Annotated in this window: 11 protein-coding genes and 1 pseudogene; 3 read left to right on the top strand and 9 right to left on the bottom strand. The window is 48.0% G+C overall.

All coding sequences use genetic code 11. The features are described from left to right. A partial coding sequence (locus J3481_RS15110; protein WP_407929340.1) for a helix-turn-helix domain-containing protein occupies nt 1-69 on the bottom strand: 69 nt, incomplete at its 3' end. A gap of 179 nt (nt 70-248) precedes the next feature. Between J3481_RS15110 and istA the strand changes: the two genes are divergently transcribed. Then, nucleotides 249-1751, top strand: coding sequence for an IS21 family transposase (gene istA, locus J3481_RS13460; protein ID WP_206832639.1), 1503 nt, complete (start codon nt 249-251; stop codon nt 1749-1751). Further along, the gene (gene istB, locus J3481_RS13455; RefSeq protein ID WP_206832640.1) at nt 1748-2476 is read left to right on the top strand and encodes an IS21-like element helper ATPase IstB; all 729 of its coding nucleotides are present in this window, start codon (nt 1748-1750) and stop codon (nt 2474-2476) included. The genes istA and istB overlap by 4 nt, the downstream gene beginning before the upstream one ends. A gap of 478 nt (nt 2477-2954) precedes the next feature. On the opposite strand, the gene J3481_RS13450 is transcribed toward istB, so the two are convergent. The 7 genes and pseudogenes from J3481_RS13450 to J3481_RS13420 all read right to left on the bottom strand — a co-directional run bounded on the left by J3481_RS13450 (nt 2955) and on the right by J3481_RS13420 (nt 11865). Further along, on the bottom strand, nt 2955-3722 hold the full coding sequence (locus J3481_RS13450; protein ID WP_206832641.1) for a uracil-DNA glycosylase family protein: 768 nt from the start codon (nt 3720-3722) through the stop codon (nt 2955-2957). A gap of 535 nt (nt 3723-4257) precedes the next feature. After that, the gene (locus tag J3481_RS13445; protein WP_206882509.1) at nt 4258-5550 is read right to left on the bottom strand and encodes a hypothetical protein; all 1293 of its coding nucleotides are present in this window, start codon (nt 5548-5550) and stop codon (nt 4258-4260) included. Nucleotides 5551-5964: 414 nt separating this feature from the next. After that, nucleotides 5965-6348 carry a hypothetical protein gene (locus J3481_RS13440; protein ID WP_206832643.1) on the bottom strand — a complete coding sequence of 128 codons (384 nt, stop codon included), beginning with the start codon at nt 6346-6348 and terminating at the stop codon, nt 5965-5967. A 71-nt stretch (nt 6349-6419) separates the two neighbouring features. Beyond that, nucleotides 6420-7451 (bottom strand): helix-turn-helix transcriptional regulator, encoded by a 1032-nt coding sequence (locus J3481_RS13435; protein ID WP_206832644.1) that lies wholly within the window; start codon nt 7449-7451, stop codon nt 6420-6422. A gap of 124 nt (nt 7452-7575) precedes the next feature. Beyond that, nucleotides 7576-8798, bottom strand: a pseudogene (locus J3481_RS13430) (IS256 family transposase). A gap of 216 nt (nt 8799-9014) precedes the next feature. Further along, complete coding sequence (locus J3481_RS13425; RefSeq protein WP_206832645.1) at nt 9015-11147, bottom strand: gluzincin family metallopeptidase; 2133 nt, start codon at nt 11145-11147, stop codon at nt 9015-9017. Then, nucleotides 11134-11865 carry a hypothetical protein gene (locus J3481_RS13420; protein WP_206832646.1) on the bottom strand — a complete coding sequence of 244 codons (732 nt, stop codon included), beginning with the start codon at nt 11863-11865 and terminating at the stop codon, nt 11134-11136. The genes J3481_RS13425 and J3481_RS13420 overlap by 14 nt, the downstream gene beginning before the upstream one ends. Nucleotides 11866-12024: 159 nt before the next feature. Between J3481_RS13420 and J3481_RS13415 the strand changes: the two genes are divergently transcribed. Further along, complete coding sequence (locus J3481_RS13415; protein WP_236011704.1) at nt 12025-12858, top strand: ISNCY family transposase; 834 nt, start codon at nt 12025-12027, stop codon at nt 12856-12858. A 1042-nt stretch (nt 12859-13900) separates the two neighbouring features. Here J3481_RS13415 and J3481_RS13410 read toward each other — a convergent pair. Continuing rightward, nucleotides 13901-15160, bottom strand: coding sequence for an MFS transporter (locus J3481_RS13410; protein ID WP_206832647.1), 1260 nt, complete (start codon nt 15158-15160; stop codon nt 13901-13903). Between the last annotated feature and the right edge of the window lie 339 nt (nt 15161-15499).

Below are 15499 nucleotides of genomic sequence, written 5' to 3'. Positions count from 1 at the left end.
CATCTTGCGGACCGTTTGGCGTGATACACCCAACTGACGGCTGATCTTGCGTATCGACCATCCATCCACGAAGTACCGCTTTCTGATATACTCCTTGTCTGTTTAGCGCAAAATAAAAGTGCAGAACGCCGACACGCAAATCTACACAGCATGGCGGCGCCTGCGGAAATGTGATAGGCACTTGCAACACCACTCTACCAATTCTACCCTTGGGGTTGACGAAGACGCCTCAAGGGGGATTAGAGAGGATGTTGAAAGTGCCTCAGCAGCAGTATATCAAGTTTCTTTACGAGAGTGGGGAGTACTCGATCTCCGAAATTGCGCGGTCTGTGGGTGTCAACTGGCGCACGGCGAAAAAGTACGCGACGCGGGACGACTGGAATCTACGCCTTCGTCCCCGCCGCACGCGCCATCCGGTGCTGGGACCGTACCTTGAAATCATCGACACCTGGCTGCTCGAGGAACAAGCGCTTCCCCGCAAGCAACGTTACACGGCCAAGCGCATTTTTGAACGCTTGCGAACGGAATATGGATACCCAGGCAGTCGTCGTACAGTGGAGAGATACGTCTCAAAACGAAGAGAAGCCCTAAAGTCCGAGGCAGCGGAAGCCTACGAACGGCTCGAGCATCCCGGCGGAGAAGCGCAAGTCGATTTTGAGACGGCCTACATCGGCCAGGGCGGGAAACTCGTCGAACGGAAAGTGCTCGTGATGTCGTTCCCGTTCAGCAACGCAGCGTTCGCATTTCCCGTGCGGGCGGAAAACACGGAGTGCTTTCTGGAAGCCCTGAAACGTCTGTTTGAGCGCATTGGTGGTGTGCCAAGGCGGATCTGGTTTGACAATCTCCCTGCAGCGGTGGCCGAAATCGAGACAGGCGGGCAACGCATCTATACAGAGTTGTTCGCGCGATTCGTCGCTCATTACCGCGTCGAAGCGCTGTTTTGCAATCCCTATCGAGGGCATGAGAAGGGGCATGTGGAAAACAAAGTTGGCTATACACGTCGCAATTGGCTCGTGCCGCCGCCGGTGTGCGAAACCGACGCAGAGCTGGAAGCGTATCTCGCCGAGAAGGAAACCCAAGATATGGCGCGGCCACACTACGCGAAGGGAGAACTCATCGCCGAGTTGTGGGCACAAGAGCGCAAGAAGCTGCTTGCGTTGCCGGATGTCCCATTCGAGGTCTTCCGTTTGACGACCTCCCGGCTGAACAAGTACCGCGAGCTGCGATTCGAAAACACGACCTATCCCCTGCCTCAGTGCGAAGCACTGGCGACGGTCTTGCTGAAGGTCAAATGGGACGAAGTCGAGGTCCTTTCCAGTGATGGGACGTATCAAAGGCTTGCGGTCTTCCCGCGACCGTACGTGGACAAATCGTTTAAGATCGATTGGAAAGCGGTGTTCGACGGCTATCGCCGGAAGCCGCGCGCTGTGATGTACTCCGACTTGGCGAAGTATTTGCCCGCGTCGGTGCGCACATTTGTGCAAGTGCCGGAGACTGACCTCCGAAAGGCGCGAGTGGGACTCATTCGCCGCTTGCTCGAGCGGTACGACATGGCGGACATCGGCGAAGTGCTAGAGACGCTTCAGACTCATTCGCATCCCGAAGCGGTGCTGGAACACGCTTTGTATGCTAGGCAGCATCCCGAGTTTCGACCTGCACCTTGGATCGAGTCCCATACGCCAACGGAAGTTTTCGGGTATCGGCCTGACCTTCGGCGATACGACGCCTTGCTGGAGATGAGGATGCGATGAAAGAAGCGCTCGCTCAAGCTTGTAAAAGCCTGCACTTAGGGTATGTGATGGAGGCCTATGAATCCATTCCGTTTGAAGATCGCACCACGTTTCTCCTGGGTGTCTTCGAAGCGGAACTCAAGGGCCGGGAAGCCGCGCGGATTCGGCGGCTGCTGAAGAAAGCCCAGTTCCCTCAGGCAAAGCAGTTGGAGGGCTACGATTTCAGCAAAATCAAGTTTCCTCCGCACTGCAGCCGAGAACACCTGACAGAGCTCGGGTTTCTCGAGCGCCGAGAGAACGTGCTCATGCTCGGGCCGGTCGGTACGGGAAAGACGCATTTGGCGATTGCCCTTGGGATGAAGGCATGCGCGAAGGGACATGAAGTACGATTTTTCCGCGTTCACGACCTCGTGGCGACGCTGCAGGAGCGATACCAAGCGGGGACGCTGCGTCGCTTCCTGAGCGAACTGAAGAAGGCAGAGATGCTTATTCTCGATGAAATGGGTTTTGTGCCTTTTCACAAAGACGGCGCAGAGTTGTTATTCCACGTCATTTCGGATTGCTATGAGCAGCGGAGCGTCATCGTGACATCGAATCTAGAATTCGGACAATGGAACACGATTTTTGGCGAAGAGCGACTGACTGCGGCGCTCGTCGACCGGCTCGTGCACCATGCACACGTGCTGGCATTTACAGGCGAGAGCTACCGGTTGCAACATGCGCTTTCGGAAGCGATGTCGTCATAAGATTCCGACGAACTGTGCCTATGCACAAATCCGCGTCGCTATTCTGCACTTTTGACTTGCGCAAAACACCTTGTCGACCATCTCGAGCACGTTCCTTTCCTCCTGCCCACCAGAGTCATTGCCGAACTCTAGGGTACAGGAAAGCGGTGCCGGGGTGGTCAACTTTTCGGTTGTCAATGTACGCCCACGTGGTCAACTTTTACGTTATCAAACACAGTGAAGAGGGATTGAATACAGCCGATATCCGAACTATCTCAATTCTACAGGACCAATCACGAGCGCTTCAGAAATTTTCGCACCTACTCGTCACGGATTCATGGCAAACATATCTTTCCATTTTGTTCCTTCCATTCAGTATCATGGGTGTATACATTACCATCCTTGTCCTTGTAATATTTTCGCACTCGACCCACCTCCGAAATATAATCGGAGAAAAACCCGCCGAAGCGGGTATGATGGCATGAGACAATGGCAAAGTTCAAACGGTCGATATTGTGGAGAGTCTTTCATCAAAGATCTGTTTCAATCTCTCCTCAAACTCCTTTGTGCCGCCGCGTGACGGATGGCGGATGTGTTGAAATTTCAGATGCGGAAGATCTGCTAGCCGTATATCTCTGTCGAGTGCCTTTTGCGCCTTACGTCCAACGGCAATCACCATTTCAATGTCAAACAATCGAATCAACGATTCGATAAACCAAAACCCGGCCTTCAATTCCTGAGCATTGGGCGATCGATTCGACCTCTCATTCCCGTCTACATGGGGATGCAGCGGGAATGCGTTCCACAGCAGTGGCAATTCCTTTAGCTCTTGAAGTGTTTCCCAAACGACGGTGGCTGTATTCTCCTTCATAGGCTGTTGGTTATCCGATGCCTTCCTGTAGCCATGGCGATACCCGAGGACATTGTGATTTTCGATTCCCTTCAACATGATGTCTTCGCTCGTAAATGGAATCCCCGTGAGAGCACAGCCGCGATATCCAGGTGCTTCACCGACAAGTAGCACCTTGGGACGCAGGTCTCTCATACGGTTGAGGTAGATACGAAGATTTTCCTGTCTGATTGGGCCGTATGTATCGTGGGCATACATATTTTCCGTATTCTCAAACCGAAGTTTCTCCAACTTTCTAATGAATTTGTCCACTTTTGCAGTGAATTGCTCTACCGTCATCAGAATCCATTCACCTCGAAATGGAGCTTTAATCTGCCAGATTAGAAATGCCAAATCTCGTACACTGAGCTCTTCCACGGGTTTCGTTTCACCAAAAGCTGAACATCGTTCAAGTCGTGGATGATGATCCCCTCTGCGTCTATCCATCCCTTTATCAGGGGGGTATCTGTGATGTCCGCATCGAACCAGACGTATTTCGCTGCAGGAGCGAAGCAGAGCGCTTGTCCCCCCCTGTGGCAATATCTTCAACAATCAACCACGGATTGTTCTCATCACCACGAAAATAGAGAATCGTAAAACCCTCTGTTCCGAACCAGGGACATTCGACGATACTCACCCCATCGTCCCACACCCAGATCCCTGTTTCGTCCGCAAGTGCAGCCACTGCGGCCCGAAAGTTTGACTCCGTCAATCCTTCATAATTGACCATGGTTCCCGTAATCCCGTCTTGGCGAAAAGGGATACGGATCTAGTGGCCCAATGTGAGTCGAGACATCAAACGGTTCTTTAACGTTTCGTCGGGTACATCGACTTCAACCTCTCCACTGTCACGAAGCCGAATGGTTCCGGTGAAACGTCCCCATTTAAACCGAACCTGCACTCCGTGTCACCTTCACACGCCGTGTATAGTATCTGTGTAGGCTACTTTTGTAACCCGGAGATTCATTACGTTGTATCTCCCTGGATAGAAGGTGTGCACATACCTCTGAATCGTCTCCTGGGGAGTATCATATATGTTGATAGTGTAAACATAGAACACCACTGTAGGATACCCCTCCGGTGTTAGATAGTAGTGTGGATGCCAAATTTCCGGCTCTGGTTCAAGCATGTGCCACTTCTGTCGTTTCTCGATGGTCTCCAGTTGCCTTTTATTTAACGGCAACAGATGTCCACCAAACGGCTTTTCCTGCAACAAGTGATAAAGGATTGTCGCCTCAAAGTACGCCATGGGCGTGCCATCTCCTTCAATGGCTGAGAGAGGCGGAAAAGAGAACAATTGCTTGTGACCTCCGAAACGCAGATAGGGTGTTGCTGGTGGAAAAGCCACTCCGACTACAGCCTTGTCTTCCCTCTGTGGGGCCTTGTCTTCCCACTGGGACTTCAATTCCTTTAGAACATGAATCTGTGACTTCACCCTCAATGTGAAGCCTGGCTTCAGAGAAATGTGTGAAAAACAGGCTATCATCCGGTCGAAATCGCAAATGCCAGACTTCATCGCCAGACAGTACAACGTTTTATCATTAAGCATGTCTGTTGTCTCTTCGGTGTCCACAGGGAGAACCGACACTTCACTGACATCCGGGGGAGCATAGACCGTGGGACAACCGGATTGCCACTCCCAAACACCGTGCCGTGGAGACCTGTCATCGGTTTTCCCGGTCGTCCCGCGCTCCAGGAAATCCGGAACCCCCGTGCTCCTCCAAAGATCCTTCCACTTCCTTGACAGTTGTTTCACGACACCCTGCAGGGACGTCTCGCTCGTTTCACGCTCCTTTTTGTCCTTTTCACTTTGCCAGGGCGTGGTCTCGTCTAGGTCCCACAGAACGTAGGGATGACATTGATTTTGAATCACCTCTCGCATGGCGTCCATGAGTTCCTCAATCTCGTCAATGCACACGGCACAACTCTCGACCTGACCGTCCCCATAAGAGGGCACAGGGATGAGAGGATAGAAGTAGAGTCTCCCATCTGGATATTTAATGAACCCATTCGATACCCATCTGTCTACGTATTTCCGGACCGCAGGAGTGGACAACCATTCTGCCCAAGCGCTCACTGAAGAATCGGACACCCCTGTGAGTTCCGCGCACCCGTGAATATAGCCAGAACCGTCCTCGACCGGAATCCACTCGACCGAATCGCACTTTGCGATGGACTCCGGCTTCCGTATCATCACAGCCCCCAAGGATTCTGGTGAAATCCCCCACTGGATGTAAATGGAGGTGCAGTATACCGACTTTTGTGTCCTAAGAAAGGTCGCATAAAATCGGGGTCTGTGCGTTACGTGAAGCGGTTTAAATTCCGGAAACAAGATTCGTTCTCACCTCTACGGGAGTTTCTGATCCCCACGAGATGTATGTGTTTTGTTTTCCTGATCACCGAGTCGTTTATTTACCTCTTCAAGATTTTTTTCCAAGATGTCTTGATGAAGCCAAACATCGCTCCCATTCGAGTCCAAGCCTTCTCGACTCACAACTTTCCGTTTCACCGTCGCCTTCTTTATCTTGACTATTTCTTTAGGTTCCATCTCGGCCCTTTCCATTTCGTCATCATCCCTCACTAGAACTTTGTCGATGCACTGCGAAAACAACACTCCACCTTAGCGTGACGGACGAGGTGCTAAAACTCCATATATTTTCTCTACTTCTCCCCTCGACCGGTAGCCTGCTGCCATGATGTCTATGATATCTTGTATCCCCTGCATCGTGTGGCAAGGACAGTATTTCAAGGCTTCCCGATCGATCTCGCGGCTGGCGAAGACCCGAAATTTCTTTTCGCCTGTTGGCACCACTTGAACGTAGTACGGGATACTGAGCACATCCTCTTCAGGTTCAACCCATACCCACTCTTCCTCGTCAAACGTGTCTTCCCGAAGATTCACCCAGTATCCAGTGTTCTTATGTGTGTCGATGTATTGCTGAATCCGCCGTTGTTGCTCGCGACGCCCGAGCAGCCAAAGAAGTTCCGCGATCTGCCTCAACACAACATCACCTCTTCCAGCAGAACGTCGGGGTGATCACAACCCGTCGCGAAAAATATAGACCCGAGGGGTTATCAAATTTTTGAGCACCCTGGTGCATACAGCGAGGTCATCTTTCGAATTTCTTCTTTCATTCGTTCGACCAATTCCGGCGGCGACAACACCTGAGCGTCTGCTCCCCAAGTGAGCAGCCAACGTACGAGTCCCTCACTCATGGCGGCACGGATGACGATCACGAACGAGCTCTCATCTGCCGGATACAGCGCCACTTGTTCACCGAATCGATCCACCACGACATTGATCAACGAATTGTCAAATTTCACCCGTACTGTCGTGACTTCGCCTGGATACATGTTGAACGTCTGTTGGATGTACTGCGCGACATTCAACTGTGGATCTTCGAACCGTTCCTCCAGCAACCTCAGTTTGTAGAGGCGGTCAACGCGAAATGTTTTCAATTGATCGATTCCGTCTTGGCGCGCAAGGAGATAATAACGGTCCTGATTCCAGACCAATGCATAAGGTCTGACAACATACCAAAACCCGTTTCTATGCAGTTGCAGCTCCTTGCGAACATTAAACTTTCGATATTGAAACGTGATCTTTCGCCTCTGAAGAATCGCCTCATGAATGTCGCCGATGTAAAATTTGACCCACTTGTTTGTTGTTTTGACATGATCATCGACGAACAGCCGGTTGCCTAATCTTTTGGCTTGATGCTCACTGGTCAACGACTTCAGCTTCTGAATGAGGATTTCCGAATCCTCCGCGGAAAGAAAGTGAGCCGAAGTCACCGCATCGATCAAGACACGCAATTCGTAGAGATCGAACGTGCGAGAAAGCCATTTGTATTTTGTTGGAAATCCAAGTTGTTTCTCTTCCTCGATGACCATGCCAAAGTCGCGAAGGCTTTGGATGTCCTCTCGCAACGCAACGTCTGTGACGCGAAAGGTGTCCCCAAAATGTTTTCTCAATTCAGCTGCGATGTCAGACAAAGACATCCCGCATTCTTCATCTGTTTTCCTTTGCAAGATATCCATCACGGCTAGCAAGCGTTTCCTATTGTTAACTCCTGGAGTTATGTCTCTGCCCATTTTGTTCTCCACCCACCTTAGTCTCCGCCCCCATTATGCACAGAAGTGCATTGTCAGCACATTATCGCCGTAGCGTACCGATCAAGTCCAGTATCATGTGTAAATTGCCCTCTTCGGCGAATGGAGCGGTAAGCGTTTAAGCCGTTGCTGCACAAACCTGAGATGATTCTCTCGAGGTTTGTTGCATCTTCTTCCATGCCTCATATTCGTCCATGTTGAAATATTTCCGCCCCGTCGTCCTTCTTCGTCGATTTCCATCAGTAACGCCCCCAGCAGACGGATCGCCGATTCTCGGTTGGGGAAGATGCGAATGACGCGCTCGCGGCGCCGAATCTCTTCGTTGAGCCGTTCGACACCGTTGGTGGTGCGTAAGCGCCGCCGATGTCGCTCAGGTAGGACCAAAACGGCAGTGACGTCATCAAAGCCATCTTCCAACACCTGCACCGCCTTTGGCGCCTTCTCTGCGTAGGCTTCGACAAACGCATCCTTAAGCAGCCGCGCGGTCTTCAGATCAGGCGCATCGAGGATCGCGCGTACCTGCTGGTACACCTCCTCCTGTAACGCCTTGGGCGTGGCGTCCAAGAGATTGCGCATGAAGTGGGTCTGGCACCGTTGCCACGTGCAGCCCTGAAATTCGGTCTGAAGCGCCTTGACGAGTCCGCTGTGACTGTCGGACACGGCGATGTCGACGCCGTTCAAACCGCGTTGCTTCAGCCAGGCGAAAAATTCTCGCCAACTCGATTCTGATTCGCTATTCCCAAGCATCAGCCCAAGAACCTCACGATATCCCTCGTCATTCACACCGACGGCAATCAATGCAGCGCGCGAACGAATGCGTCCGTCTTCCCGAATCCGGAGGACCAGGGCATCGACGAGCAGAAACGGATAGCGGTGCTCGGCGAGGCTTCGGTGGTTCCACGCTTGGACGATAGGGTCAAGGCGTTTGCACAGATCCGAAACCGTCGATTTCGAGAAGGACGTGCCACACAACTGTTCCGTGACCTTGGACACATCTCGGGTGGACACGCCGTTCACCACCATCTCCATCAAGGCGAGGAGGAAGGCCTGCTCGCTACGCTGGTATCGAGCAAAAAGCTCCGTTGAAAACTCGCCATTTCGAACCCTTGGAACGCGTAATACGAGTCGTCCCACGCGGGTGGTGAGCGTACGCGTGACAGTTCCGTTACGGTAGCCTTGGCGTTCTTTCGTACGTTCGTAGGGCGCGGCCTTCAGCTGCTCTTGTACTTGTGCTTGGAGAATCTGATTGACGACGCTCTCCACCAGCTGGGCCACACCCCCATCCCGCTGAAAGAGTCCTTCCAAAATTGCGTCGTCCACGGTAATCTGATATTGAGCCATTGGGAGACCCTCCTTGAGATGTGTGATTCTTATCCAACTCACATTCTACTAAAGAGGGTCCGGATGGCTCTTTATGTTTTCGGTTGCCATCCCTTTTTACACATCATATCGGACACAACTTGAACAGCAGACGCCCCCAAACGACATTTATGCTATAAATAATCACACCTGGGACCTTGACGTATTACCTCCATATAAGCTGACAGAGAAGCTATATTACATACCATCATATACTTTATGGTATGTTAATTTAAAATCAGAAAAGAACCTATTGTATAATTCTAAATTAAATAAATCTATGCCCAGCGAAGCAAACATGGCTTCTACATCTCGATTATAATCAGACAGAAACTCAACATACTTTTTTGCAAACAACTTATCATTTGCTATATTTTCTGCCAAATACTCTGATACGACAAATGATGCCGAGTAATTAATTAAATAATTCGGTCTATAAAAATACGGTATTTTTGCCCACTCCAATTCGCATCCATTATTCAAATCAACCGCGTTACCGTAATATTTACTCAGAAGAGAACGGTACTTCTCACTCAACCATGACACATTTAAGTGCTGTCCTGCCACGCAGTGCTCTGTCATCAACATTTCAAACTCAGCAAGCATAATTTGTCGAAAGAAATTAGCACGATATTTTTCAAGCCTATATTCATCAATTCCAGGTACACGAACTTCAATCATATGTCTCATTAATAAAGCCTCATGTACCCCTGCATGAACTTCCGCTAGAAATACAGGCAATCTTGAGTAGTCTATCGGAGCATAGATACCAGCTATAGCATGTCCCAATTCATGTGCCAATGCCAATGTTCCATAAATCTCAGGCTTAAATTGGGTAGATATATATGGGAATTTATTAGCTAAAGTGGCGATGGCATAACTTCCAGATTTCTTTCCTTTTCTAGGAAACAAATCAATATATCCTCCGTCAAATATGTCGTCCAGCACCTTAATGTATTCTATACCTAAATTTTTTAATGAATATTTTATAAAATTGCGCGCTATAGAATATGGTATAAATGCTTTAGAATTATTAATTATGGGGTGTTGAATATCATACATGCAATAGTCATCCAAGTTGAGTAGCTTACGACGTATCCTCATATAATCATGTAAATAACAAATATTTTCTTCTGTTATCTGCATTAATAGATTGCTATACTCAATTCCCTTATGAGATGATGGAAAAACCCCTTCAAAAGGAACCGAAGATTTTCTATTATGATAATGAATATCTAAACATGCTGCTAAAGCATGTTGATAACGCCTATAGGCACGATATAATGATTCAAATGCATTTGAACGTAACACGCGATCCTGACTAGCTAAATAAGTTGAATAGGTATTTCGCGTTAACTGATAAATTTTCCCTTTTGAGTCCTTAATAGTTTCAAATTGAATATCTTTCTCGTAAATTTCATAGAATAATCTCCTCCCATAATCCTCTTCTCCGGAATGATGATCTTTATTAAATCGATTCATAAGAGAGTTCGAGATAATAAGCATTTGTTTTGCTTCTTTAGATTCCTGATTACTAAAATATTTTAATTGTGAATAAAGTTTAATTTTCTTAATAGTTTCATATACCTGATCCTTATTTTCATCGGATATCGACTTGACAATATTTACTGCATCCAACCATTCCTTATTATTTTGAAAAACATGTGATGTATTCCATGTTGTTTTTTGCATAAGAGACAATCCATAGTGGTACTTTCCGTATTCTGCTGGTGATGCATTAAATTTAGAAATAACAAATTCAACTACTTTATTTAAATTTTCTATTTCATTCTGGCTCCATCTATTCTGTAACTCAATTTCAAATATATAACGCTGATCCATTGGTATATGATCACTCGGATTAATAAATGTGACTTTATCGATACTTATATAATACTTACGTCCGTCCATAATAAGACCCCTCTTATGCCGAGTTTGATTTATTATCATAGACGGTATTAAAGAAGTGATTTCAACATTGATATGTGAGCTTAATTTAGCAAATAACAATTCGCTGTTTTTCAAAAGTTCAACAATGTTTTCTGAGCGAGCCACTATTTCTTCCTTACCAGATAACTTACACATGGGTAACTTTAAAACAAGTCTATGTTCATGCTTATTATACCCTGCATTTGGTATAAAAGTAAATGTGATGTCACGTTTAGCCAAATCATATTCCTTAGTGTCCATAAAGATAGTATTTCTATTGAAACTAAAAGAGGCACGCCATCCACCGAATTCTTTTCCATCCCATAAAACTAATTTTTTAAATTCCTCTATAGAAGGTAAATACAATTTACGTTCTAATTCATATCCGTTATTTATCTTCATTATAAACACCTACCGGTATAGATATAACTGAATCTTTAGGAATATCTAGATTCTGAGAGATGCACTCAACAGCTATTTCTGCTGATTCAGGATCTGGACGAAAATGCCCTGACTTTGTATTAGCTATAGCGGCAATAACCTTATCTTTTTCTAATATAAAGCAAACTTCACCCGCCGTCCTAACCCTTAATGCACGGTTATAAACTAATACAGGGTGCACCAGCATGTATTTATTATTTAGTGTAATATTGCGATTTAGCACTAAATCTGTCGTTCTCATTGGTTTAGTAAAAATAAGAGGAACATAATTTTCATCAACAACATATAAGTACCAGTGTAAATCTTGCAATTTATGAGCTAATGAAGTGTCTAATATTTTGATATTACTCACCACTTCTTCGTTGATTAAATTTGAATATCGCTCGTTAAATAGCGTTGAATCAAACGAGTAAACTATATTTTGCTCCGGCGTTACATCGCGCTTTATAAAGTCTCTTAGTGTCGACGGAGGAATATTATTTCTTCCATAGTGTTGAATGACCGCATGGCGTACCAAACACAATTTGGCCTGTATTTCCGGGTTGGGATGTAGTACCATTTCCCGTAACAATGCAGCGAGGTACTGAAGGCGAACCATCAAGGTTCCAACCGCCATATTGCCGTACTTATTGATCGATTCAGAAAGAGTTCGTTCATAAGCATCCAGTACTGAAACCATAGTACATCTCCCCAAATGATTAAAACACCTACACATCAGGTTATACAGAAGTTACTCGGGACTCCACTGGTCAGATTCAAGCATTGTTGAGCGTCTGTGATATTGTCACCGTGAGATTCGTCAGTGACAATGTCGTGTATGAGCAAGGAGTATCTCGTGATGCGACCTCATGAAGTTCGACGTCTCACGGTTATCCAACACGTTCTTGAAGGCAGTCTGTCCGTGGCTCAAGCCGCTGCACTGTTACAGCTTTCCACTCGACAGGTCCTTCGTATCAAAAAGCGCGTCCTCGAAGAGGGGGAGAAAGGTGTCATTCACAAGAACCGAGGACGTCGCCCTTCACATGCCCTGCCCGAGGCCCTCAAGCAACAAATCGTTTCGCTCTACCACACCGACGCGTATCGTGGCTGCAACGACACGCACTTTACCGAGTTGCTCGCAGAACGTGAAGGCATCGTGGTCAGCACCTCCACGGTCCGACGTGTGCTTCGGGCCGCAGGAATCGCGCCTGTGCGCAAACATCGGGCTCCACGCCCTCACCGCATGCGGCGCCGAAAATCCCAGGCCGGCCTGCTCTGGCAAATGGACGCCAGCACCTTCGATTGGTTAGAAGACCGCGGCCCTCGGTTGACCTTGCATGCCGCGATCGACGACGCCACTGGCCAAGTGGTCGGTGCCATGTTTTGTCCCACGGAGTGCCTTGAGGGTTATTGGGCCGTGTTGCATCTAGGCATCTCGTCTTACGGGATCCCGGTCGGTCTCTACGTGGACCGCCACACCATCTTCCGCTCGCCCAAAGCCGAGCATCTCACGCTCGAGGAAGAACTCGCTGGCGTGCAGCCCGACTCAGCTCGGACGCGCTGTTGCAGAACTGGGCATTTCCCTTTCATTTGCCCGCTCTCCGCAGGCCAAAGGGCGGATCGAACGGCTCTGGGGCACGCTCCAAGACCGTTTGACGCACGAATTGCGCCTGCACCGCGCCTCGACCCTTGAGGAGGCTAACGACCTTCTTCGTGCGTTTATCGAGCGATTCAACGCCCGATTCGCAGTCCAGCCGGAGTCTCTTTTGTCCGCTTACCGCCCGTTGGCAGCCCATCAAGACCTGAATCGCATCCTCTGCCACCGGGCCTGGCGGCGACTCGCGCATTGCCAGACCGTGTCTTGGAAGGGGCAAACCTACCACATTGCTCCGGGCCAGCCATGCTGTCGCTTGGAGCCTCGCTCGACAGTCGAAGTTCTCGCCACGGCTCACGGCGAACTGTGGCTTTCGGATGGCCGAGCCTTCTATCGCCTGGAGCCTTGCCCAAAACCTCGACCTCATACGAAGCGGGAAGATGCCGCTCCCGCACCTTCCCGCCAACCCTACAAGCCCCCTGCAGACCATCCGTGGCGTCGGATGACACTCGGTCGCCCAAAACCGAAGCTCCCGACCCCATCTGCAGAGGCAATTTCACCGTAATCAAGCTACGGTGGGTTCGTCAAGGCTTGCTCCTGGGGTGGCTGAATGCGGGGGGCCGTAAGCGAAGCGGCCCTTGCACAGTGTGGTACGCTCGGCACGGCCTGAAGGGATGCGAGAAGCTCGTCTTGCTCCCGGGTCCCTTCAGGCTCACCCGTCAGAGACCACACTGGTGCAAGGGTACGGCCTGTCATTTCTCACGTGCGTAAGGTGACACAATCACCGCCGCAATTCGCCTGATCCGGGGTGACAGATTCACTGGTGCTTGACAATGGTCAGATTCAAGCATTTGGAGCCACCCTAAGTAGTGCGTGTCCGGAAAGGGGCAAATAAAATCCCGGTATCACGTCTAAAATGCAAGTTGAGCATACATTTCTCCGTAGATAAGAGCATTTCAGACGGCGATGAAGCATATAATGGGACTGTCCCCTTTCCGGACAATTTTAAATTAGTGGATCAACCACACCACAAGGTGAAGGTCGTTTCCAGAACTTCCTGACCTTCACTTTCTTCAATGCTAGCCAATTCCTTTACTAGCATCTCCAACGCCTTTTCGTCTGCCATTATTATCACCTCCTTTCAATGTGTCATTCTGTTATCTAAGGTTCGAAGTCGCGTGCCAAGCAATAATAACGCACTAAATACTGCAACCAACCCACTAATGCGCATCAAATTAAACGAGCCAAACTTCATGGCTATAACACCACCTAAAACGCCAGCCAGCGGAACAGAAATACTCTCCAACATAGTGGATAGACTAAATATTCTACCGAGCATATTTTTAGGAATAGTCATTTGCCAAACAGTGTACATAGTGCGGTTACTTATTTGGGAGCCAAACATTACTCCCCCAAAACAAATACTCACAAGAAAGGGATTGCGAACAAAACCAAGTAAGAATATTGATATCCCCAAAAAACAACCACTAAATATCATTAAATATCCATTTTTTATTTTAGAAAGCATCATAGGTATAAGTAATCCGGCAATAAAGGCAGCGACACCATCGGAAACCATAATGATTCCAATACATTGAGCCGAAAATCCTAATGAGCGCTTCAAATGATAAATAAACATAGAATACATTGATACAAATCCTAAATTTAGAAGAAAATTAAAAATTACCATAAGAAGATATATATAATTCATAAATATATATACAAACCCATCTCTAATATCAATCCATAATCGTTTTCTTTCATTTTCCACGGGCTTGTTACTATCAACTTTAGAATCATTTAATCGCAGAAAACTAACAAATAAAAGTAAGATTGCAAAAGAAATAGCATCAAACCAAAGGCTGTGTATCGGAGTTACAAGTGCGATTATAGCCCCAGCGATTGTTGGACCAAAGGTCTTACTCAGAGCTTTTGAAATTGATATTTGCCCAGAAGCTTTTTGCAACTGATCTTTTGTCAGTATTCGAGGAATAAGAGCATTATTCCCTGCCCTATAAAAGAAACCTGAGCATGACAACATAAACCCTATTATTATAATAATATATATATTTAAAATTCGCAAGATGTATAAAACGGGCAGTAGGCTAACCAGCAGTATCTGAATTACAGCGTTCCACATGATTAGTCTCTTAATGTTATATCTATCTAAAATCGCTCCGGCAAAAATACCCATAAAAACGAGTGCACTTTCCTGTACTCCGAATACAATTCCCATCCAAACAGACGATCCTGTTACATACAAAACAAATAAAGGAATAGCGAGTTGATAGATGTAGTCTCCAATTCTTGATAGCATATCTCCACTTATTAATAAATAAAAAGAACTAGGCAAAATATAACTACTGAATACTCGCTCTTTGGAAGCGTATTGAATTTTCACTATAACTTCCTCCAGACAGTAAATTATCTATCCTTATAAGGATACCAATATACCTTGTTTTTTTATAATTGTATTTCGATTTCTGATACATGTCAACCCTACCCTGGTCTATGGTGCGTGTCAAGTTATCGTAGTGGACCTCACTGTGCCAAGCGGTCACGCAATGGTGTGCGGAAGCCGCGCCAGCTCATGAAGCACGTACTTTACCCATGGTGGGGCCCCCCGCGGGGCGCCCCCGGGGGGGGGATTGGGGGGGAGACCAAAAGCCCCCGCCACCCCCCGGCCCGCGCGGGCTGCGGGTTTGACCGGGGCGCGCCGCGGCGCGCGCGGCGTGGTGGG

It is taken from the genome of Alicyclobacillus fructus, from assembly GCF_017329605.1.
GTDB classification, from domain to species: Bacteria; Bacillota; Bacilli; order Alicyclobacillales; family Alicyclobacillaceae; genus Alicyclobacillus; species Alicyclobacillus fructus.
This window is presented reverse-complemented; position numbering and strand designations above follow the sequence as displayed.